Below are 20,390 nucleotides of genomic sequence, written 5' to 3' on the forward strand. Positions count from 1 at the left end.
CGATCTTCCACAGGGTAGAGCGTCCGCCATGCCTCCGCTTCTTCTCGTGATGGTGGGCGGTGCCTTGGGCGCCGGCCTGCGCTATCAGATTTCCCGCATCGCCCTTTACCTCTGGGGTCCCGATTTCCCCTGGGGCACCTGGATCATCAACCTTTCGGGCGGTTTCCTGATGGGAACGCTGGTCGGCGCGCTAGCCGGCAGCGATCCCGAAATGACCGCGCCGATCCGGCTGCTGCTCGCCACCGGCGTGCTGGGCGGCTTCACCACCTTCTCCGCCTTCAGCCTCGATACGTTCGGCATGCTCCAGAACGGCCAGCACGGGCTGGCGGCGGTCTATGCCGTCACTTCGGTCGTCGGATCGGTGATGCTCCTCGTCCTCGGCCTCCTGCTTGGAAAGGCGCTGTCATGAGCGGCGATCCCGCGGCGGACAATGTCCGCCAGTTCACCGTCAGCGATGACGATCACGGCATCCGCCTGGACCGCTGGTTCAAGCGCCACTTGCCGGATGCGAGCTTCAACGTCGTGTCGCGCTGGGCGCGCACCGGCCAGTTGCGGGTCGACGGCAAGCGGATAGCGCCGGGCGACCGGATCGAGGCCGGACAGATCATCCGCGTGCCCCCGGCGGACAGCGCCCCGGCGGCGCCCGCGCCCAAGGCCAAGAAGGCCCGTCCGCCGCTTTCGCCCGAGGATACGGAATTCGCCCAGTCGCTGGTGATCCATCGCGACAAGGCGGCCATCGTCCTCAACAAGCCGCCCGGCCTCGCCACCCAGGGCGGCACCAAGACGGACCGCCATGTCGACGGACTGCTGGACGCCGTGCAGTTCGAGGCGGAAGGCCGGCCCAAGCTGGTCCACCGGCTGGACAAGGATACGTCCGGCGTGCTGCTGGTCGCGCGATCCGCCAATGCCGCCGGCCATTTCGCCAAGGCCTTCAGCAGCCGCACCGCGCGCAAGGTCTATTGGGCGCTGATCGCCGGCGTGCCTTCGATCGACGACGGCATGATCGAGCTGCCGATCGCCAAGCAGCCCGGCACCGGCGGCGAGAAGATGCATGTCGACGAGAAGGAGGGCAGCCCCGCGCGCACCCGCTATCGCGTGATCGAGCGCGCCGGCAACCGCGCCGCCTGGGTCGAGCTGCAACCCTATACCGGCCGCACGCACCAGCTGCGCGTGCATATGGCGGCGATCGGCCACCCGATCGTGGGCGACGGCAAATATGGCGGACAGGAAGCCTTCCTGACCGGCGGCATCAGCCGCAAGATGCACCTCCACGCCCGCCGGCTGCGGGTGGATCATCCCGACAGCGGCCAGATCGACGTGCGGGCAGAGCTGCCGTCGCATTTCGCCGAAAGCCTGGAGACGCTGGGCTTCGACCTTGCCGATGGCGATGCGCTGCCGCTCGACGAACCGAAGTTCAGCGAGACGGCCGAGGGCAAGCGCCGCGCGATCAGCGCCGCCGCCAAGGCCCGCCGCAAGGAACGCAAGGGCGAAAGGCGCGGCCGGGGGCGCAAGTGAACCGCCTCGCCGTTTTCGATTGCGATGGCACGCTGGTCGATAGCCAGGCCAATATCTGCGATGCGATGGAGGAGACCTTCGCCCGCGCCGGCCTTCCCCTGCCGGGGCGGGATGCGGTGCGGCGGATCGTGGGCCTCAGCCTGGTGGAGGCGGTGCGCGCGCTCCATCCCGCAGGCGATCCCGAGCTGCATTACGCCATGGCGCAGGATTATAAGGGCTGCTTCCACGCGCTGCGCGGGCGCGGGCTGGTGGCGGAGCCGCTGTTCGACGGCATCGCCGATGCGATCGCTTCGGCCGATGGCGATGGCTGGCTGCTCGGCGTCGCCACCGGCAAGTCCGATCGCGGGCTCAACCTCTGCCTGGCCCATCATGGCATCGCCGATCGCTTCGTGACGCTCCAGACCGCCGACCGCCATCCGAGCAAGCCGCACCCCTCCATGCTGATCCAGGCGATGGCCGATGCCGGCGCCGTGCCGGAAACCACCGTGATGATCGGCGATACCCGGTTCGACATCGCCATGGCCAAGGCCGCGGGCGCGACGGCGATCGGCGTGGCCTGGGGCTATCATGACGCGGACGAGCTGCACGCCGAGGGCGCCGACCATGTCGCCCGACACCCGGCCGACCTTTCCGCCATATTGAAGGAACTCAAATGAACCGGGACGATGCGGAGCGGCTGGCGCGCACCCGCTACACCATCATCTCCGCCATGCGCGCGAGCGGCGCCCTGCTGATGGTGCTGGGGATGTGGATCTGGGTCGGCGATATCCTGCGCGCGGGCGGGCTGCCGGCGGCGGGCGTGCCGCTGTTCGCGATCGGCTTCCTCCAGTCGCTGATCGTGCCGCAGATATTGGCACGGAAGTGGCGGACGCCGAAGCCGTGAAGCGGTTCTACAAGGAAGTCGCGGCGGCGGCGGAGCCCGGCGGCTTCGCGATCCGGCTGGACGGGCGGCCGGTGAAGACGCCGGCGCGCAACCCCCTACTGCTGCCGGGCGCGGAGCTGGCCGAGGCGATCGCGGCGGAATGGGCGGCGCAGGGCGAGACGATCGATCCGCGATCCATGCCGCTGACCGGCCTCGCCAATGCGGCGATCGACCGGGTGGCGCCGGACCCGGCGCGCTTCGCCGCGGACATCGCCGTCTATGGCGAGACCGATCTGCTCTGCTACCGCGCCGACGAGCCGGCGGAGCTGGCGGCCCGGCAGGCGGCGGCGTGGGACCCGCTGATCGACTGGGCGCAGCGGCGATACGACATCCATTTCACGATCGCGACCGGCATCATCCACAAGGCCCAGCCGGCGGCGACGGTGACGCGGCTGGCCGAAGCGGCGGCGGCGCGGGATGCGTTCGCGCTGGCGGGATTGTCCCCGCTGACGACGATCGGCGGATCGCTGGTGACGGCGCTGGCGGTGGCGGAAGGCGCCGTCGATGCAGACGCGGCGTTCGCGGCGACCCATCTCGACGAGCTGTGGCAGGCCGAGCAATGGGGCGAGGATGCGCTGGCGGCCGATGCCAGGGCGGCGCGGCGGCGGGACTTCATCGCGGCGGCGCGGTTCGTGGCGCTGGCGGGCTAAGCGTCCGGCCCGGCGACGCCGGCCCGCATCGGGGCGATTGATCGATATACGATTCAGGTTGTATCGTTAATTTCCGCCAGCGAGCGGAAATGAGAGGGGACCTGAATGAAACATGTGCTGAACGCGCGCTTCCTGGTGACGTGCGCCATCATATCCGTGCTGATCTTCGTGGCGGACATCGCCTTCCACGCCACGTTCGTGCCCGATCTGTATGTCGGCTACCCGCAGCGCGCGGCGGGCGAGATGGCGCCGCTGATGCCGTTCCTGTTCCTGACCTATCTGGTGCAGATCACCATGTTCCTGTGGCTGTTCGTGCGGCTCTATCCCGAACGCGGCATCGGCAAGGCGGTGTGGTGGGGCCTGTGGGGCGGGCTGTTCGTGGTGCTGCCCAACATGCAATTCTTCGTGGGCGTGGCCGGCACGACTTGGACGCTGCTGGCGGTGCAGGTGGTGGAAGCGATCGTGCTGCTGATCGCGGCGGGCATTATCTTCGAATTCGTCTATCGCCCGCGCGCCGCGAGCGCGGCAGAGCCGGCCCGCGCCTGAGCAGTCCGGCAGAGCAACCGTACGATTGCAGTTAGCGCAATCGTACGGTTGCATTTCTCAATTGCGGAAAATCGTTTCGGTCGACTATTCATTGTGCAGCGCACAACGAGACACGGCGGCCCGCCGCCCGGCTGCAAAGCCGGGTGCGCCGCCGGCGTCCGCGCCACGCGGGCTATCCCGCCCGCGCATATGGAGAAGACCATGCGTATGTTCGAAGCCGCGACCAGCCTTGCGCTGGCGATCGCGACGCAGGCGCTTGCCGTGGGTATCGTCGTTACCTTCTGAGCGCTTGCCCGGAGATCGATCCGGGACACCTGCAGACCCCGTCCGACCATAATGGTCGGCGGGGAAAGCCCTTCCCCTCCGCCCGCCATCCCCTTACATTCCCCGGCGATGACGACCCCGCCGATCAGCGAACTTTCCGCCCGGGCGCGCGACATCTTCCGCGTGGTGGTGGAAAGCTATCTGGGCACGGGCGCGCCGGTAGGCTCCCGCACGATCGCGCGACTGGCGGGCCTCAACCTTTCCCCGGCGTCGATCCGCAACGTGATGCAGGACCTGGAGGAGCTGGGCCTGCTGGCGGCGCCCCATACATCCGCCGGCCGGATGCCGACCGAAAGCGGCCTGCGCCTGTTCGTGGACGGGATGATGCAGGCGGCCGAGCCGTCGCCCGAGGAGCGCGCCGCGATCGAGGCGCGAATCACCGGCGGCCCGGTGGAGGATGCGCTGACGCAGGCGAGCGCGGTGCTTTCCGGCCTTTCATCCTGCGCGGGCATCGTGCTGGTGCCCCGTCACGAGCCGGTATTGCGCCAGTTCGGCTTCGTCCCCCTTTCCCACGATCAGGCGCTGGCCGTGCTGGTGGGGGCGGACGGATCGGTGGAGAACAGGGTGGTCGATCTGCCGCCCGGCACGCCGCCCCACCTGCTGGTGGAGGCCAGCAGCTATGTGAGCGCGCGATTGACCGGGCTGACCCTGCGCGAGGCCGAGGAGCGGCTGCGGGCCGAGATCGGCCAGGGCCGGGCGATGCTGGACAGTGCCGCCGCCGACCTGATCGCGCGCGGGCTGGCGACATGGTCCGAGGATGGGGAGGCGCGGCCAGTGCTGATCGTGCGCGGCCAGGCCAATCTGATCGATCCGGATGCCGCCGCCGATCTGGAACGGGTGCGCCAGCTGCTGGACGAGCTGGAGAGCAAGCAGGAGATCGCCCGCCTGCTGGACAGCGCGCGCGCCGGCCAGGGCATGAAGATCTTCATCGGATCGGAGAACAAACTTTTCTCCCTTTCCGGCTCATCCGTGATAGCGGCCCCCTATCGTGGCGGCGACGGCCGCGTGGTCGGCGTGGTCGGCGTGATCGGCCCGACCCGGTTGAACTATGCGCGCGTCGTTCCCATGGTGGATTTCACCGCGCAGACATTGACGAGACTGATGGCATGAGTGACGAGACGACCCCGGAACAGACCCCCGGCGCCAACCCCGCCGAAAGCCCCGAGGAGGTTGGCAAGAACCCCCTCGCCGCCCTGGAGGCCGATCTGGAGAAGCTGCGCAACGACCTGCTCTACGCCCAGGCCGAGACCCAGAATGTCCGCCGCCGGCTGGAGAAGGAGAAAGCCGATTCGATCGCCTATGCGGCGACCGGCTTCGCCCGCGACATGCTTTCCGTCGCCGACAATCTGGGCCGCGCGCTGGCGGCCATCCCCGCCGAGATCGCGGCCGACGAGCGGATCAAGCCGCTGGTGACGGGCATCGAGATGACCGCGCGCGAGCTGGAGACCGTGTTCCAGCGCAACGGCGTGACCAGGATCGCGGCGGTCGGCGAGCCGCTGGACCCCAATCGCCACCAGGCGATCATGGAGGTGGAAAGCCCGGATGCCGCGCCCGGCACCGTCGTTCATGAAATGCAATCGGGCTACATGATCAAGGATCGGCTGCTGCGCCCGGCGATGGTGGGCGTCGCCAAGGCCCCGGCCGGCGCCCCCTCGCCCACGCCTTCGGTGGACCTCGAAGCCTGATGCGTTCGGGGCTGCGGCGCGCGGCGCGCCCGTTGCTGCGCGCCGCGGCCGACCGGCTGCACGGCCCCAGATATCTCCGCGCCCGCCGGGCCATTTCCCGGCTGGAAGCGCATGACCTGGGCAGCGGATATCGCGGCACGCGCCGGCGCGTGCTGGTGCTGTACGATCCCAACGCCATCGCGCTCAGCCAGGTCCACCCCTTTCTCGACTGGCGGCGCATCGCCGGCGCCGGGGATCTGGACATCGAGCTGAAGGCGGCCGAGCTGCCCGCCCATTTCGCGGCCCACGCGGCCAGCGGGCTGAAGGCGCTGCCGGATGCCGATACCGTGATCTTCCAGCCCGATCTGGTGCGGCTGGGCGATACGGCGCCGATCGTGGCCCCGGCGCTGCGCGATCGTTATCCCGACGCGCGGCTGGTGCTGCTGGACGGCACGCCGCACAGCGGCTTCCTGGGCGTGGAAGGTGTGGTCGACGCGATCGATGCCTATGTGAAGAAGAGCAGCCTGGCCGATCGCGCGGCTTATGCCCGGCCGGTGCTGGGCGACACGGTGCTGACCGATTATTTCGCGCGCCGCCACGATTGCCCGCTGCCCGAAGCGACCATGGCCGTGCCCGACCGTTTCTGGGCCAAGCTGATCGTGGGGCCGGCCTTCATCACCGACCGGCGGATCATGCCGCTGTTCGCCCGGCCCTTCGCCGAGATCGGCGGCCAGCCGCGCGCCATCGACCTCAACGCCCGCATCGCCAAACGCGGCGCCCCCTGGTATGCCGCGATGCGCAGCGATGCCGACGAGCGCGCGGGCGCGCTGGAAGGCATCGCCATCGCCCGCGGCCAGGGGCTGAAGCTGAAGGCGTTCATGGCCGAGCTTCGCCAGTCGAAATGCACGTTCAGCCCCTTCGGCTATGGCGAATTATGCTGGCGCGATTATGAGGCGATGGCGATGGGCAGCGTCGTCATCAAGCAGGGCATGGACGGCTTCGTGACCGCGCCCGACCTGTTCGACCGGGACGAGACCTATGTGCCCGTCGCCTGGGACCTTTCCGATTTCGAGGAACGGACGCGGGCCGTGCTGGCGGACGAGGACCGGCGCCAGGCGATCGCCGCGCGCGCCTATGGCCGGGCGCGGGATTATCTGTTCGGCGGCGGGCTGGGCGCCTATCTGCGCCAGGTGGTGCAGGGATGATGCGGCAACCGGCGGCCCCGATCCCTTGACCCGACGGACACGGCCTTGAACGCATCCAGCCCGAACGATTCCCGGGGCCTGATCGGCCGCGCCCACCGGCTGGCGACGCGGCCGTCGTCGCTGATCCTGATTTCGCTGGGCTTCCAGAACGGGCTGCGCCTCGTCAGCTCGATGATCCTGACGCGGCTGCTCGACACGCATGATTTCGGCGTGATGGGCATCATCATGTCGTGGATGATCGTGCTGACGATGATCTCCGACATCGGCGTCTATGCCGTCGTCACCCGGCACAAGCGCTTCTTCGAGCCCGCCTTCCTCGACGCGATCTGGACGTTCCGGGCGTTGCGCGGGCTGGTGATCACCATAGCGATGATCGTGCTGGCGGGGCCGATCGCCAGCGTTTCCGCCAAGTCCGAGGTGGCCGCCCCGCTGGCCGTGGCGGCGCTGGTGCTGCTGATCGACGGATCGCAATCGCTGTTCAACGTGACCGCCCCGCGCGAGGGGCGGCTGGCCCAGCTCACCCTGTTCGAGATGGCCGGCGCGCTGGTGCAGACGCTGTTCACCATCCTGCTGGCGCTGATGATCCCGAGCTATTGGGCGCTGGTCTGGGGCTATGTGTCCGGCGCCTGCGTGAAGACGGTGGCGAGCTTCCTGCTGCCGGGCGCGGCACGGCGGCCGAGCTTCGACCGCGAGGTTTTCCGCGAGCTGATCGTGGGCGGGCGGCCCTTCTTCATATCCAGCGTGGCCAGCGTGTTCGTGCGCCAGATCGACAAGATCCTGCTGTCCCGCTTCATGACGCTGCCGCAGTTCGGCATCTATACGATCGCATCCAACCTCACCTCGGTGCCGACGCTGCTTTCGGACAATTATGCCCGGCGCTTCCTCTACATCGCCTATGTCAACCACCGGGAAGCGCAGGACCGCCCCGACACCGGCTTCTTCCTGAAGTTCGGCCGGCCGTTCCGCTGGCTCTACGTCGCCGGCGTCGGCGCGCTGGTGGGCGGCGGCGAGGCGATCGTCCACATCCTCTACGACAGCCGCTACTGGTTCGCCGCGACCTATATCTATCTGCTGGCGCCTTCGATCTTCCTCCGGCTCACCAATGCGCGGATGGAGCAGTTCCTCCTCGCCCACAAGGTCGATGCGGCGCAGATGTATGCCAACCTGATCCGCGCGGCCTGGATCGTCATCAGCCTGCCGGCCGCCTATCACTGGGGCGGGCAGCTCGCCATGATCGCGGCGCTAGGCTGCGTGGAGGTGCCGGTGCACGTCTATCTTTCCGCCAGGGTGCATGGGCTGGTCGGGAGCTTCCACTGGCGGGAGCGGGCGACGGCCTTCGCCGTCGCGCTGGCGGCCGGCCTCGTGGCGCTGGCACTGAGCCAGATCGGGCTGGCGCTGGTCGAAGGGCAGAAACTGGCGATATTCTAGGCGGAAGCCCGTTTCCGCTGCGCGGGCGCCGCGCCGCCAACGGCTTGACAGGCCAGCCCTTATCCTTCTCTAGACGATGGCGGCCCCGGTGATGACCCCTCCGTGCCCTGCCCGCCATCCCGCGCGCGTCTAGACAATCGAGGCCTGATGATGTCCCAACCCACCGGCGACAGCGGCGGCGCGCCCGCCTTCAACCTGGGGTTCCGCGAGTTCGTGGCGCTGGTGGCCGCGCTGATGGCGATCAACGCGCTGGGCATCGATTCCATGCTGCCGGCGCTGCCCGCGATCGGCGACGCGCTGGGCATCCACAACGAGAACCAGCGGCAATGGATCATCGCCGCCTATGTCTTCGGCTTCGGATCGATGCAGCTCGTCTACGGCCCGCTGGCCGACCGCTTCGGCCGCAAGCCGGTGCTGATCGCCAGCATGAGCCTGTTCACGGCGATGAGCGTGCTGGCCGCCTTCGCCTGGGATTTCCCGTCGATCATCGCCGCGCGGGTGGCGCAGGGCGTGTTCGCCGCCGCATCGCGCGTGCTGGCCGTATCGATCGTGCGCGATCGCTTTTCCGGCCGGCAGATGGCGCGGGTGATGTCGCTATCCTTCATCGTCTTCCTGGCCGTGCCGATCCTGGCGCCCAGCATCGGCCAGTTCATCCTGCTGTTCGCGCCGTGGCGGGGGATATTCCTGTTCCTCGCCTTCTTCGGCGCGCTGCTGGTGCTGTGGGCCGGCTTGCGCCTGCCCGAAACGCTGCATCCCGAGGACCGCCGGCCGATATCCGCCGGCAAGATCGCCAGCGCGGCGCGGGTGGTGATCGGCAACCGTTATTCGCGGGGCTATACGCTGGCGTCCACCATGCTGTTCGGCAGCCTGATGGGCTTCATCAATTCGGTGCAGCAGATCTTCACCGACATCTTCCACGAGCCTAAACTGTTCCCGGTGATCTTCGCCAGCATGGCGGCATCGATGGGCTTCACCTCCTACCTCAACTCCCGCATCGTCGAGCGGCTGGGCACGCGCTTCGTGTCGCACTGGGCGCTGATCGGCTTCATCGCATCGGCGGGCGCGCATTCCGCCATCGCGCTGAGCGGGCATGAGACGATGCTGAGCTTCGCCCTGCTGCAGGCGGCGACGATGGCGTGCTTCGGCCTTGCCGGATCGAATTTCGGATCGATGGCGATGGAGCCGGTGGGGCATATCGCCGGCACGGCATCCTCGATCCAGGGCTTCACCTCCACGCTCGGCGGCGCCGCGCTGGGCATCGTCATCGGCCAGCTTTACGACGGGACGACCGTGCCGGTGACGCTGGGCTATCTGGTGCTCGGCCTCGTCGCGCTGGTGATCGTGCTGGTGACGGAACAGGGGCGGCTGTTCCGCCCCCACCCCGTCGTCAACGAAGCCGTCCCCTGAAGGCACCGGCCCTGAAGGCGCGCGCCGCCGCCAGCGCGATCGGCACGCCGACCAGCACCATGTGGGTGAAGAGCGCGGCGGCGACGTCATAGGGATCGCGGTTGGGGAAGCGTTCCGGCCAGCGCAGCGGCAGGACGATCCAATACATCACCACATAGAGGCCGAAGCCATAGGCCAGCCCCCACAGGATCGGCCGGCGGACGAGCGCGGGGGCCTGGCGGGCGACGAGCACGAACACCGCGGCCATGACCAGCGCGAGCAGGACGTGGACGCAGGCGCCCACCGCCGAGGCGCCGGCGCCGCCTTCGCGCATCGCATCGCCGAACGGGCCGCTCGCCACCACCCGCAGCACGCGCGCGGGGCCGATGCCGTCGCGCGCGGCCAGCATGAAGGCCCAGCCGAGATCGAGAATGGCGGCGATCAGGCCGCCGCCGAGGATTGCACGCATCGTGGGTGACAAAGGCTTCCTCCCAATTTTGCGATTATGGAGGGGAGGCTAGACCTGATCGGCGGCGCTGGCCAGCGATCCCGCCTCAATAATCCTTCGACACCCGCACGTTGGCGCTGGTGCGGCCGATGGTGGAGATGCTGGAGAGAAGCGAGAGCCAGCGGGTGATCTGGAATTCCACGCGCGTGGCCGAATAGCCGGCGCCGTCGGTGATCAGCTCCACATAGGTCTTGCGGGTGATATATTTGCCGGCGGCGATCGATGTGCCCTGGCCGGTGGTGGTATCGGCCGGCAGGATGCGCAGGCGATCGAGGCCGGTGGCCTGGCGCACCGCGTTGATCGGGTTGAGCCCGGTGCCGCCGCTTTGCAGCGAGGCGACGGCGGCGGCGAGCTGGAGGGCCTCCGGCGCCGAGAGATTGGTGATCGAGGTGCCAAACAGCAGCCGCGACAGCAGCTCGTCCTCCGGCAGGGCCGGAATGCTGGTGAAGTTGATTTCCGGCCGGAGCCCGGTGCCCGAGACGCGGATCGTGGCGTTGAGATCGCTGATATCGGCCTGCGCCACGATATCCAGCACCGGATCGATCGGGGTTTCGCCGAGGAAGCGGATCGATCCGCGTTCCAGATCGAAGCGGCGGCCGGAAAATTCATAGCCGCCGCGCACCAGATCGGCCCGGCCCTTGATCGCCGGATTGTCGATCGTGCCGCGAATCTCCAGATCCGCGCGCCATTCGGAATCGAGGCCGAGGCCGGTGACGGCCAGGCGATTGCGCGCCTTCGCCTTCAGATCGAGCCGCCAGGGCATGGGCGGGGAATTATCCTCATCCTCGTCCACCGGGCGGTTGACCTCGGTGACCTTCAGCACCGGCACCTCGGCGGCGGCGGCACGGCCGAGGCGGAAGCGGCTGCGATCCAGCGTGACGTCGCCCGCGATCATGCCCCCGCCCCTGGCGGCGGTGATGCGGATCGGCCCGGTAACGGTGGCGCCGATATCGTCGCGGTTGATGAGCACGGCGTGGTTCGCATCGGCGGCCAGATCCATGGCGAAGCCGCTGGCCGAGGCGAAATCGAAGCTGCCGCGCCCGCTGATGCTGCCATCGTCGGACGTGGTGCCGGTGAGGCTGTCGATCACCAGCCGCGAGCCGTTGAACCGCCCCTGCGCCTTCACATTGGAGATGACGGTGCCGCTGACCGCGCTTTCTACCCGCCCGGCATCGGTGCGCAGCGACCCGCGTATCTGCGGATCGGCGAGCCGGCCGGTGGCATCGGCGCTGACCGAGAGCGGGCCGGAAATGTCGATCGTGCCGATGCCGGTGAGCCGCCAGAGCGTATCGGCCGGGCCGACATAGCGGAGCTGGGCGAAGAGCGGCGCATTCATCAGCCGGCTGACGATATCGCCCTCGCCGGTGAGCGGGGCTATGCGCGCCTGGGCGCGGCCGATCGTCTTGCCGCCGGTGGCGACCACCGCGCGCGCCACCGCCCGATCGCCGGTGAGCGCCGCGGCCAGCCCCATGTCCACGGGCGTGGAGGAGAGCACCAGCCCCGAACGGGTAAGCCCGCGCACCTTGAAATCGGCCCGGCCGGTGGGAAGCGCGCCTTGCGCCCAGCGATATTCGAGCCGGCCCGTCGCCTGCCCGCCGAGCGCCAGCCGGGGCACGAGGATGTCGAGCGCGGTGAGCGGCATCCGTTCCAGCCCGGCATCGACCTCCACGGCGGTGGGCGAATAGCGGCCGGCAAGCGTGGCGCCGCCGCCATTATATTCCAGCCGGGTGGAGGCCAGCCGCCAGCCGCCTTCTTCCTCCGCCGTCAGGACGGCGGGCGTGACCAGCCGGAGCGGCCGGCCATCCAGCCGGCCGCTGCCGTTCAGCGCCACCCGATCAGGCGCGACATCGGCATCGACGTTGAAGACGAAGGCGCGGCCGCGCGTGCCGGCCAGCGTGGCGGAAACCTTGCCGCGCCCGGCCGCCAGCTCCGTCTCCGCGCGCAGCCGGCCAAGGGTGAAGCCGCCCCGGCGCACGCCGAAGGCCGCAAGCCGGCCGTTTATGGAAAGGCCGGCGGGATCGAGGCGGATCGAGCCGTCGACCCGGCCGCGCCGCACGCCGATTTCCGGCGGGCCGGGGAAGCGCGCATCGCGCAGCGCCAGATGCGATTCGATTTCCTGCACGCCCAGCACGGGGCGGAACAGCAGCTCGCCATCGATGCCGCCGCCGGCAAGGCCCAGCCGCCCGAGGAAGCCGCCCGTTTCCGAACGCAGCGCGCCGCTGGCGCGGGTGCCGGCGACGTCGAGCGCGGCGACGCCGATCGTCGCCGGGCTGCCCTGCGGCAGCAATATCTGCCCGTTGCTGGTGAACGGCCCCAAAATGGAGCCGCCATCGGCGGTATAGGCAAAGCCCTGCGGATTGGGATCGAGCAGGACGCGCACCGCATCCAGCCCCAGCGCGTCCATCGGCCGGGCGAGCGCCAGATCCACCTTCGGCCGGCTGATATCGCCGTCCAGCTTCAGGGTGAACGGGCCATATTGGCCCTGCCGGCCGCTGCCTTCGAACTGGAAGGTGCCGTCGCGCCGGCGCATGCCATCGCCGGTGATGGTGATCGCCGGCCCGCGCAGGCGGAGGTTGCGGAACAGCAATATCCCGTCCGGCCCGCGCACCAGCCCGGTTTCGATATCGGGAAGGCCGCCGGCCAGCCCGGCGAAGAAGGCGTTGTCGAACCGCCGCACCCAGGCGCGGCCGGTGCCCTGCACCATCGTGCCGCGCCCGCCGGCGCCGGGCACGACCTTGAGGTCGCTGGTCACGTCGACCAGGCCGATGCCGGGGATGAGATAGCGGGTGAGCCCGCCCGAGACGCCGACATCGTAACGCCCGGTGACGAGATCGAGATAGAGCGAGAGCTTGCCCTTGAGCTTGTCCGACGAGAGCGCCAGCCCCTGGCCGCGCACGTCCTTCGCCGTGACGTCGAGCTTGCCGTCCACCAGCAGGTTGGCGAGGATGCCGCCCGCGACATCGCCCACCCCGGTCACGCGCCGCGCGGCAAGCCGCACCGGCAGCTTCACCGGCACGCCCGCCAATTGCCCCCGGCCCTGGGCGCGGACGCCTTCGAAACCGGTATCGTCGAAGGCCGCGCGATCGGCGGTGAGGAGATAATCGAAGGTCGCCGCCTTGAACGGGCCGTCGAGCAGCACGCGCAGGCGGACATTGGTGCCCGTCATGTTGGGGAAGAGCGCCGGCGGCTTCAGCAGGCGCAGGTTGAGCTGGGTGCCCTGGAAGGCGCTTTTCGCCAGGTCGAGCACGCCCGTCATGTCGACGGTGAGCGCCGGCGAGCGTAGCGACAGCGTGGAATCGAGCTTGCGATCGGCAAGCTTCGCCTCGCCGGTGACGAGGATGCGCGGCGCGGTGAGCCGCTGGAGCTTGCCCTTGAGCAGCGGCGCGGGCGCCAGGCCGCCGGAGAGCGAATAGCTGCCCTCCCGCACGCCGAGCTTGAGATCGACGACGCGATGCGGGCCGATATCGAGCTGGGCGCCGCCATTCCACACCTTCCACGTGCCGTCCCCCGCGACGGCGAGCGCGATCGGGTGCTCGGTGCCCGCCAGCTTGCCGACGACGCTGCCCTTGGGCGCATCGAGCCGGGCCGAGAGATCGAAGCGGTCGCGATCGGGCTCGGCATCCAGAAGCAGGCGGAGATCGTCCCCGGCATTGGTGGCGGCGGCGAGATCGACGAGCGCGCGGCCGCCCCTTATGTCCGCCCGCCCCTTGATCCGCGCCACCCGCGGATCGCCGGCGACGCCCGGTTCCAGCCGGAGGGCGCGGATATCGAGATTGCCGAGATGGATATCGAAGCCGGGCAGGATCGGCCCCGCCTTCTTCGACGGATTGAGCTTCGGCAGGCGGTGGAGGATGGCGAGATCGGTGGCCAGCCGATCGACGTGCAGCGTGTTGGCGATCCAGGCGCGGGGTTTCCAGTCGAGGTCGAGTTCCGGCACCTCGAGGAACAGGCCGCGCGGATCATAGAGGCGGAGATCGCGCAGGCGGGTGCGCCCCCAGATCGATCCGTCGATCCGGCCGATGCGGATCTTGAGCCCCGAGGAGGGCGAGAGCGCCGCGATCCGATCCGCCAGGAAACGGTGGCCGGGCCCCGTATCGATCGCGAGCAGCGCCGCGCCCGCCAGCGCCACCAGCCCGAGCAGCGACCAGAGCAGCCAGCGCAGCGGCGCCCACAGCCTGCGGCGGCGCGGCGGGGGAGCCTCCTCCTCCGGCGGCGGGGCCGTCGCGGGATCGTCCACGCTCAAAACGCCTGCCCCAGCGAGACATAGACCGCCACCCGCGCATCGCCGGGGCGGCGATCGAGCGGAGTGCCGACATCGACGCGGATCGGCCCGAAGCTGGAATAATAACGCACGCCGAGCCCGGTGCCGTAGCGCAGCCCGGAGAAATCGGGGAGCGCATCGGTGTAGAGATTGCCGCCGTCGAGGAACGGAACGACCCCGAAATTGCCGAAGCGGACGCGCGCCTCCAGCGAGAATTCGGCAAGGCTGCGGCCGCCGATCGGATCGTTATTGAGATCGCGCGGGCCGATGCGCTGATAGCCGTAGCCGCGCACCGATCCGCCGCCGCCGGCATAGAAGCGCCTGGACGGGGCGATGCGATCACGGCTGGCGCCGAGGATCGATCCCACGCGGACGCGGCCGGCGATGGTGGCGCGATCGCTCAGGGGCACATAGCCGGTCGCGTCGAACTGGGTCTTCACATAGGCGAAGGGGCTGCCCTGGAAGGAGACTTCGGGCGAGACGCGGCCGGCGAGGCGGAAGCCGCGCATCGGATTGAGCAGATCGTCCGATCCGTCATAGCTGAGGCTGGTGGGCGCGGCGGCGATGAAGAAGGTGCGGCGGCGGGGGATGTTGGTGGCGCCGACCACGTCCTTTTCGTCCGAGGCGAGCAGTTCCGCCCCCAGCGACCAGGTCCAGTCCTTCTGCCAGATGATGTTGGTCTGCCGTTCCAGCCCCGCGCCGAGGGTGAGGGTGCGGGCGTCATAGGCATCGCGATTGGTGTGGCTGGCCAGCACCTGCGCGGTCAGCACCCGATCGCGATCCTTGAAATTGTTGCGGCGGAGCTGGGCGCCGATCAATTGTTCCTGCGTGCCAGCCACGCCCCGGAAGGTGACGGCGCCTTCGGGCTTGATGAGGTTGCGGTGCTGCCAGCTCACCTCCGCGCGGAGACCTTCGCCCGTGCCGTAGCCCAGTTCGCCCGCGATGGTGCGGCGGGGCGCGCGTTCCAGCGCCACCACCATGTCCACGGTGTCGGACGTGGCACCCGCGCGCGGCGTGATCGTGACCGAGGAGACGAGGCCCGTCTGGATGAGCGCGCGGCGGAAATCGTCCACCTTGGCGCTGTCATAGGGATCGCCGGGGGAGAAACGGGCGATGCGGCCGAGATGCTTGACCGAGAAGAGCTGGCGGCCCTGTATCTCGATATGGCCGAAGCGGCGGGCATGTTCGGGGACGACCGCAAGCTTCAGGGTGGCGGTATGGGTATCGTGATCGATCACGATATCCGGTTCCTCGATCTTGCCGAAGGGGAAGCCTTCGCGCCCCAGCGCCACCTTGAGGCCCGCGACCGCGGCGTTGACGGCGGCGGCATCGACCACGTCGTCCTGCTTGACGGGGAAGGCGTTGCGCAGGCTTTCCGCCTTGTCCCCGGCGGCTTCGAGGCCGGCCAGCTCCACCGCCGAGAAATGATAGACCTCGCCCGCATCGGCGATGAGGGTGACGGTGACGACACCGCCCCCCTGCCCTTCCACGCGGGTGCGGACGCGGGCGTCATAATAGCCGTGGGCGCGCAGCAATTCGCGCAGCATCGATTCGTCGCTGCGGGCGCGGCGATCGATCTGGGCGACGTTGGCGTCCTTGCGCTCGCCCGCGACGAGGGCGGAGAGCGCGTCGAACTGGCCGCGCAGCCTGTCCTTCGCGACGGCAAGCCCGTCGAGCCCGTCGATGACGATGCGATAGCGGCGCTGGGCATCGGCATCCACGGACGCCGCGGGCGGGGTTTCGGCCGGCGGGGCGGGCTGGGCGATCTGGGCGGGCGCGGTTCCGGGCGGCGCGGGCGGTGGCGATTCCGCCGTGGCGGCGGGCGCCTCGTCCGGCGCATCGAGATCGGGCCAGGCGATGCCGATGTCGGGCAGGTCGTCCATCGGCGAAAGCGGGCCGGGCGCCGGCAGGTCCGGCCCCTGCGGCGCGACCGGCGGCGCGGCATCCACGGCGTCCAGCGTCCCGGCCACCTGCGCAAGCGCGGGGACCGGCCAGGCAAACAGGGCCGTGGCCAGCGCAAGATTCCGCGATGTGCGCCGGCGAACGTCCCACTGCATGGGGGTTAACTAGATCGGTTTTCCTTCCCACGGAACAGCCCTTGGCATCGCGACCCGCTATTTCGGGGCCGTTCGGCGATTTCGGGACATGATCGGTGGAAGAGGCGGCCGGTCCGCTGGGGGCGGTGATCCCGGAAAGCAATGGTCGGGGCGACAGGATTCGAACCTGCGACCCCCAGACCCCCAGTCTGATGCGCTACCAGGCTGCGCTACGCCCCGACCTTGCTTGTCCGAAGCCCATTGCCGGGCCTCAGGCGGCGCGCTTTATCGGGGTCCGCCCGGACATGCAAGCCGCATGTCCGCCCGATATTGCAGCAGAGCCCGCGGGCGCGTAGATATTAGGTTGCGAAAGGAAACTTATCATGAGCGCGAACGAACGGGTCTATGGCGTCGCGACGCCCGAGCAGATCGCCGGAATGAGCGGGCGCGAGGCGCTGGAGGCGATGATCGCCGGCCGCCTGCCCGCCCCGCCCATCGCGCGGCTGATGGGATTCGAGCTGGTCGAGGTGGGCGACGGCCTGGCCATATTCGAAGGCACGCCCTTCCCCGATCTGCTCAACCCGCTGGGCGTGGTGCACGGCGGCTGGGCGCTAACGCTGATCGACAGCGCCGCCGGCTGCGCGGGCCATGCCACGCTGGCGCCGGGATATGGCTATACCAGCGTCGAGACCAAGGCCAATTTCGCCCGGCCGATCGCGCCCGACACGGGCAAGGTGCGCGCGGAGGGGCGCGTGCTGACGGCCGGCCGCAGGATCATCGCCACCGAGGCCAGGATCACCGATTCGCGGGGCCGGATCGTCGCCCACGGCACCTCCACCCTGATCGTGTTCCCGCCGGGCAGCTGATCGCCGGCCCGGGCCCCGGAAACATCCTGCAACACGGCCACCGTTGCGCGGGCCGCCCTTCCCGTGATAGGCGCCCGCTTTTCCCGGGCCTTGTTGACGGCCGCGCTTTCCAGGAAGCCAATCCCAGATGTTCGTGACCCCCGCATATGCCCAGGCCGCCGGCGCCGCATCCTCCTCGGGCGGCAGCGTCGCCATGCTTGTCGGCCAGTTCGTCCTGCTCGGCGCCATTTTCTGGTTCCTCATCATCCGCCCCCAGCAGAAGAAGCTGAAGGAGCACCGCGCCAAGATCGATTCCGTCAAGAAGGGCGACACCGTCGTCACCGGCGGCGGCATCATCGGCAAGGTCACCAAGGTGGACGAGCATGAGGTGGAGGTGGAGATCGCCTCCCAGGTCAAGATCAAGGTCGTCAAGGCGACCCTGACCGACGTCCAGCCGCTCGGCGGCGCCAAGCCCGCCAACGACTGAGCCCGACCATGCTGGATTTCCCGCGCTGGAAGGTCTGGTCGATCCTCGGCTCGATCGCCATCGGCATATTGCTGGCCATACCCAGCCTGATTCCCGAGACGACATTGGCGCAGGCCGGGCTTTCCGGCCTGCCTCGGATCAACCTCGGCCTCGACCTTGCCGGCGGCAGCCACATCCTGCTGGAGGCGGACACCGCCGACGTCGCCAAGCAGCGCGTGCAGCTGATGGAAGAGAATGTCCGCACCGAGATGCGGCGCGGCGACACCAAGATCGACATCGGCGACATTTCCACCGCCGGCGGCAAGCTGAGCTTCTTCGTGCGCGACACGACCAAGCTGGATACCGCCGTCGAGCGCATCCGCACCCTGACCCAGCCCGCCGGCATGACCGGACAGCGCGACTGGGACGTGGCGGTGGTCGATTCGTCGCGCATCGTGCTGACGCCGACCAAGTCGGGCCTCGACAATGCCGTGAACAGCGCGATGGACGTGGCGACCGACGTGGTCCGCCGCCGCATCGACGAGATGGGCACGCGCGAGCCGACCATCATCCGCCAGGGCAGCAACCGCATCGTGGTGCAGGTGCCCGGCCTGCAGGACCCGGAGGCGCTGAAATCGCTGCTGGGCAAGACCGCCAAGCTCGAGTTCAAGCTGGTGGACCTGACCGTGACCACCGCCGACATCGCCGCCAACCGCGCGCCGGCGGGCAGCCAGATCCTGCCCTATCCCGACAATCCCGGCGGCGTGCCGGCGATCGCCGTCTATCGCCGCGTGATGCTGAACGGCGACGAGCTGATCGACGCCTCGCAGGGCTACGACCAGAATGGCCGGCCCGTCACCAACATCCGCTTCAACGCTTCCGGCGGCCGCAAGTTCGCCCGCGTGACGACCGAGAATGTCGGCAAGCCCTTTGCCATGATCCTCGACGGCAAGGTGATCTCCGCCCCCAACATCAACGAGCCGATCCAGGGCGGCCAGGCCCAGATTTCCGGCAATTTCACCGTGCAGGGCGCCAACGAGCTGGCGATCGCGCTGAAATCCGGCAAGCTGCCGGTGGCGTTGAAGGTGGTGGAGGAACGCACCGTCGGCCCCGATCTGGGCGCCGATTCGATCCGCGCCGGCACGCTTTCCGCCGTGATCGCGACCGTCGCCGTGATCGTGTTCATGCTGGTGACCTATGGCCGCTTCGGCGTCTATGCCAACATCGCGCTGATCATAAACATCCTGATCATCATCGGCGTGATGGCGCTGGTGGGCGCGACGCTGACCCTGCCGGGCATCGCCGGCTTCGTGCTGACGATCGGCGCGGCGGTGGACGCCAACGTGCTGATCAACGAGCGCATCCGCGAGGAACAGCGCCGGGGCCGCAACGCCGTGCAATCGGTGGAGCTGGGCTATAAGGAGGCGAGCCGCGCCATCTTCGACGCCAACATCACCAACACGATCGCCGCCGTCATCATGTTCTCGCTGGGCACCGGCCCGGTGAAGGGCTTTGCCGTGGTGCTGATCATCGGCATCGCGACCTCGGTGTTCACCGCCGTCACCTTCACCCGCCTGCTGGTGGCCCGCTGGCTGCGCGCCAAGCGCCCGCAGCACATCACCATCTGATCCGGGGACCGGACCATGCGCCTGCTCAAGCTCGTTCCCGACAACACCAATATCGGCTTCGTCAAGCTGAGGTGGATCGCCTTCACGCTGACCGGCCTGCTGACGGTCGCCTCGGTCGCCCTGCTGGGCATCCGCGGCCTGAACCTGGGCGTGGACTTCGTCGGCGGCCTGATGGTCGAGACGGAGTTCCAGAAGCCGGTATCGCTCGACGAGCTGCGCCGCGATGTCGACCGGCTGGGCGTGGGCGAAAGCTCGCTCCAGCAGTTCGGCCAGACCAACGTCGTCTCGATCCGCCTGCCCCTGCCCGAATCGACCGATGAAGGCGCCACCAACCAGGTGGTGAAGAAGGTGCAGGGCGCGCTGGAGGCCAAATATCCGGGCGTCCAGTTCCGCCGCACCGACACCGTTTCGGGCAAGGTTTCGGGCGAGCTGATCCGCACGGGCGTGACCGCCGTGGTGCTTTCGATCATCGGCATCGCGCTGTTTTCCTGGTTCCGCTTCGAATGGCAGTTCGGCTTTTCGACCGCCGTCGCGATCATCCACGACGTGCTGGTGACGATGGGCTTCTTCGCGCTCACCCAGATCGAGTTCGACCTGAGCATCGTCGCCGCGGTGCTGACGATCGTGGGCTATTCGATCAACGACAAGATCGTGATCGACGACCGCATCCGCGAGAATCTGCGCAAATATCGCCAGATGGACATGCGCGCGCTGGTCGACCTTTCGGTGAACGAGACGCTGCCGCGCACGGTGATGACATCGCTGACCCTGCTGCTGGCGCTGGGATCGCTGCTGCTGTTCGGCGGCGACGTGATCCGCGGCTTCACCGCGGCGATGATGCTGGGCATCCTGGTGGGCACCTATTCCTCCATCTACGTGTCCTCCTCGCTGCTGATCTCGCTGGGCGTGACGGCCAAGAGCTTCGCGCCCAAGACCGCCGCCACCGGCGCCGAGCGCGTGACCAAGCGCGAGAATAACGAGGGCGCCGTTCCCTGAGGGGGAGGCG

At 68.8% G+C, this 20,390-nt stretch carries 18 protein-coding genes and 1 tRNA gene; 15 read left to right on the forward strand and 4 right to left on the reverse strand.

The genetic code is table 11. The features are described 5' to 3' along the window. The first annotated feature begins 28 nt into the window (after positions 1-28). The 11 genes from crcB (at position 29) to G432_RS07125 (ending at position 9,661) form a co-directional block, all read left to right on the forward strand. On the forward strand, positions 29-409 hold the full coding sequence (crcB, locus tag G432_RS07075) for a fluoride efflux transporter CrcB (protein WP_015458141.1): 381 nt from the start codon (positions 29-31) through the stop codon (positions 407-409). After that, positions 406-1,515, forward strand: coding sequence for an RluA family pseudouridine synthase (locus tag G432_RS07080; protein ID WP_015458142.1), 1,110 nt, complete (start codon positions 406-408; stop codon positions 1,513-1,515). Before crcB ends, G432_RS07080 begins: the two co-directional genes overlap by 4 nt. Beyond that, positions 1,512-2,171 carry an HAD-IA family hydrolase gene (locus G432_RS07085; protein ID WP_015458143.1) on the forward strand — a complete coding sequence of 220 codons (660 nt, stop codon included), beginning with the start codon at positions 1,512-1,514 and terminating at the stop codon, positions 2,169-2,171. Before G432_RS07080 ends, G432_RS07085 begins: the two co-directional genes overlap by 4 nt. Then, a complete protein-coding gene (locus G432_RS07090; protein ID WP_015458144.1) occupies positions 2,168-2,398 on the forward strand; it encodes a hypothetical protein in 231 nt (76 codons plus the stop codon). Before G432_RS07085 ends, G432_RS07090 begins: the two co-directional genes overlap by 4 nt. Beyond that, complete coding sequence (locus G432_RS07095; protein ID WP_041865227.1) at positions 2,395-3,087, forward strand: ATP12 family chaperone protein; 693 nt, start codon at positions 2,395-2,397, stop codon at positions 3,085-3,087. Before G432_RS07090 ends, G432_RS07095 begins: the two co-directional genes overlap by 4 nt. A 105-nt stretch (positions 3,088-3,192) precedes the next feature. Next, a complete protein-coding gene (locus G432_RS07100; RefSeq protein WP_015458146.1) occupies positions 3,193-3,633 on the forward strand; it encodes a hypothetical protein in 441 nt (146 codons plus the stop codon). Positions 3,634-4,026: 393 nt separating this feature from the next. After that, positions 4,027-5,067: a heat-inducible transcriptional repressor HrcA gene (gene hrcA / locus G432_RS07105; RefSeq protein WP_015458147.1), complete on the forward strand. Its 1,041-nt coding sequence runs from the start codon at positions 4,027-4,029 to the stop codon at positions 5,065-5,067. Further along, a complete protein-coding gene (gene grpE, locus G432_RS07110) occupies positions 5,064-5,642 on the forward strand; it encodes a nucleotide exchange factor GrpE (protein ID WP_015458148.1) in 579 nt (192 codons plus the stop codon). Before hrcA ends, grpE begins: the two co-directional genes overlap by 4 nt. Then, on the forward strand, positions 5,642-6,826 hold the full coding sequence (locus G432_RS07115) for a glycosyltransferase (protein ID WP_015458149.1): 1,185 nt from the start codon (positions 5,642-5,644) through the stop codon (positions 6,824-6,826). Before grpE ends, G432_RS07115 begins: the two co-directional genes overlap by 1 nt. Before the next feature lie 45 nt (positions 6,827-6,871). Beyond that, entirely contained in the window at positions 6,872-8,254 is a 1,383-nt protein-coding gene (locus G432_RS07120; RefSeq protein ID WP_015458150.1) for an oligosaccharide flippase family protein, read from the forward strand. Positions 8,255-8,404: 150 nt separating this feature from the next. After that, positions 8,405-9,661 (forward strand): multidrug effflux MFS transporter, encoded by a 1,257-nt coding sequence (locus tag G432_RS07125; protein WP_041865228.1) that lies wholly within the window; start codon positions 8,405-8,407, stop codon positions 9,659-9,661. Here the strand turns inward: G432_RS07125 and G432_RS07130 are convergent. From G432_RS07130 to G432_RS07145, 4 genes are all read right to left on the reverse strand, one after another. Then, complete coding sequence (locus tag G432_RS07130) at positions 9,642-10,121, reverse strand: hypothetical protein (protein WP_015458152.1); 480 nt, start codon at positions 10,119-10,121, stop codon at positions 9,642-9,644. The genes G432_RS07125 and G432_RS07130 overlap by 20 nt on opposite strands. Before the next feature lie 73 nt (positions 10,122-10,194). Beyond that, entirely contained in the window at positions 10,195-14,391 is a 4,197-nt protein-coding gene (locus G432_RS07135; RefSeq protein WP_015458153.1) for a translocation/assembly module TamB domain-containing protein, read from the reverse strand. Beyond that, the gene (locus G432_RS07140) at positions 14,388-16,466 is read right to left on the reverse strand and encodes an autotransporter assembly complex protein TamA (protein WP_015458154.1); all 2,079 of its coding nucleotides are present in this window, start codon (positions 16,464-16,466) and stop codon (positions 14,388-14,390) included. The genes G432_RS07135 and G432_RS07140 overlap by 4 nt, the downstream gene beginning before the upstream one ends. A 142-nt stretch (positions 16,467-16,608) precedes the next feature. Beyond that, positions 16,609-16,685 (reverse strand) — tRNA-Pro (locus G432_RS07145). 143 nt (positions 16,686-16,828) lie between these two features. Between G432_RS07145 and G432_RS07150 the strand changes: the two genes are divergently transcribed. The 4 genes from G432_RS07150 to secF all read left to right on the forward strand — a co-directional run bounded on the left by G432_RS07150 (position 16,829) and on the right by secF (position 20,380). Then, positions 16,829-17,311, forward strand: coding sequence for a PaaI family thioesterase (locus tag G432_RS07150; protein ID WP_015458155.1), 483 nt, complete (start codon positions 16,829-16,831; stop codon positions 17,309-17,311). A gap of 127 nt (positions 17,312-17,438) precedes the next feature. Then, positions 17,439-17,777, forward strand: a complete 339-nt coding sequence (yajC, locus tag G432_RS07155; protein WP_015458156.1) for a preprotein translocase subunit YajC — start codon at positions 17,439-17,441, stop codon at positions 17,775-17,777. An 8-nt stretch (positions 17,778-17,785) separates the two neighbouring features. Beyond that, the gene (secD, locus tag G432_RS07160) at positions 17,786-19,384 is read left to right on the forward strand and encodes a protein translocase subunit SecD (RefSeq protein WP_015458157.1); all 1,599 of its coding nucleotides are present in this window, start codon (positions 17,786-17,788) and stop codon (positions 19,382-19,384) included. A gap of 15 nt (positions 19,385-19,399) precedes the next feature. Then, positions 19,400-20,380, forward strand: coding sequence for a protein translocase subunit SecF (gene secF / locus G432_RS07165; protein ID WP_015458158.1), 981 nt, complete (start codon positions 19,400-19,402; stop codon positions 20,378-20,380). Positions 20,381-20,390 lie beyond the last annotated feature (10 nt).

The sequence above is a fragment of the Sphingomonas sp. MM-1 genome (genome assembly GCF_000347675.2).
GTDB classification, from domain to species: domain Bacteria; phylum Pseudomonadota; class Alphaproteobacteria; order Sphingomonadales; family Sphingomonadaceae; genus Sphingomonas_E; species Sphingomonas_E fennica.

Coding starts and splice junctions, on each gene's coding strand:
- crcB (WP_015458141.1), top strand. CDS start 29: ATGCCTCCGCTTCTTCTCGTGATGGTGGGCGGTGCCTTGGGCGCCGGC.
- G432_RS07080 (WP_015458142.1), top strand. CDS start 406: ATGAGCGGCGATCCCGCGGCGGACAATGTCCGCCAGTTCACCGTCAGC.
- G432_RS07090 (WP_015458144.1), top strand. CDS start 2,168: ATGAACCGGGACGATGCGGAGCGGCTGGCGCGCACCCGCTACACCATC.
- G432_RS07100 (WP_015458146.1), top strand. CDS start 3,193: ATGAAACATGTGCTGAACGCGCGCTTCCTGGTGACGTGCGCCATCATA.
- hrcA (WP_015458147.1), top strand. CDS start 4,027: ATGACGACCCCGCCGATCAGCGAACTTTCCGCCCGGGCGCGCGACATC.
- grpE (WP_015458148.1), top strand. CDS start 5,064: ATGAGTGACGAGACGACCCCGGAACAGACCCCCGGCGCCAACCCCGCC.
- G432_RS07115 (WP_015458149.1), top strand. CDS start 5,642: ATGCGTTCGGGGCTGCGGCGCGCGGCGCGCCCGTTGCTGCGCGCCGCG.
- G432_RS07125 (WP_041865228.1), top strand. CDS start 8,405: ATGTCCCAACCCACCGGCGACAGCGGCGGCGCGCCCGCCTTCAACCTG.
- G432_RS07140 (WP_015458154.1), bottom strand. CDS start 16,466: ATGCAGTGGGACGTTCGCCGGCGCACATCGCGGAATCTTGCGCTGGCC.
- G432_RS07150 (WP_015458155.1), top strand. CDS start 16,829: ATGAGCGCGAACGAACGGGTCTATGGCGTCGCGACGCCCGAGCAGATC.
- yajC (WP_015458156.1), top strand. CDS start 17,439: ATGTTCGTGACCCCCGCATATGCCCAGGCCGCCGGCGCCGCATCCTCC.
- secD (WP_015458157.1), top strand. CDS start 17,786: ATGCTGGATTTCCCGCGCTGGAAGGTCTGGTCGATCCTCGGCTCGATC.
- secF (WP_015458158.1), top strand. CDS start 19,400: ATGCGCCTGCTCAAGCTCGTTCCCGACAACACCAATATCGGCTTCGTC.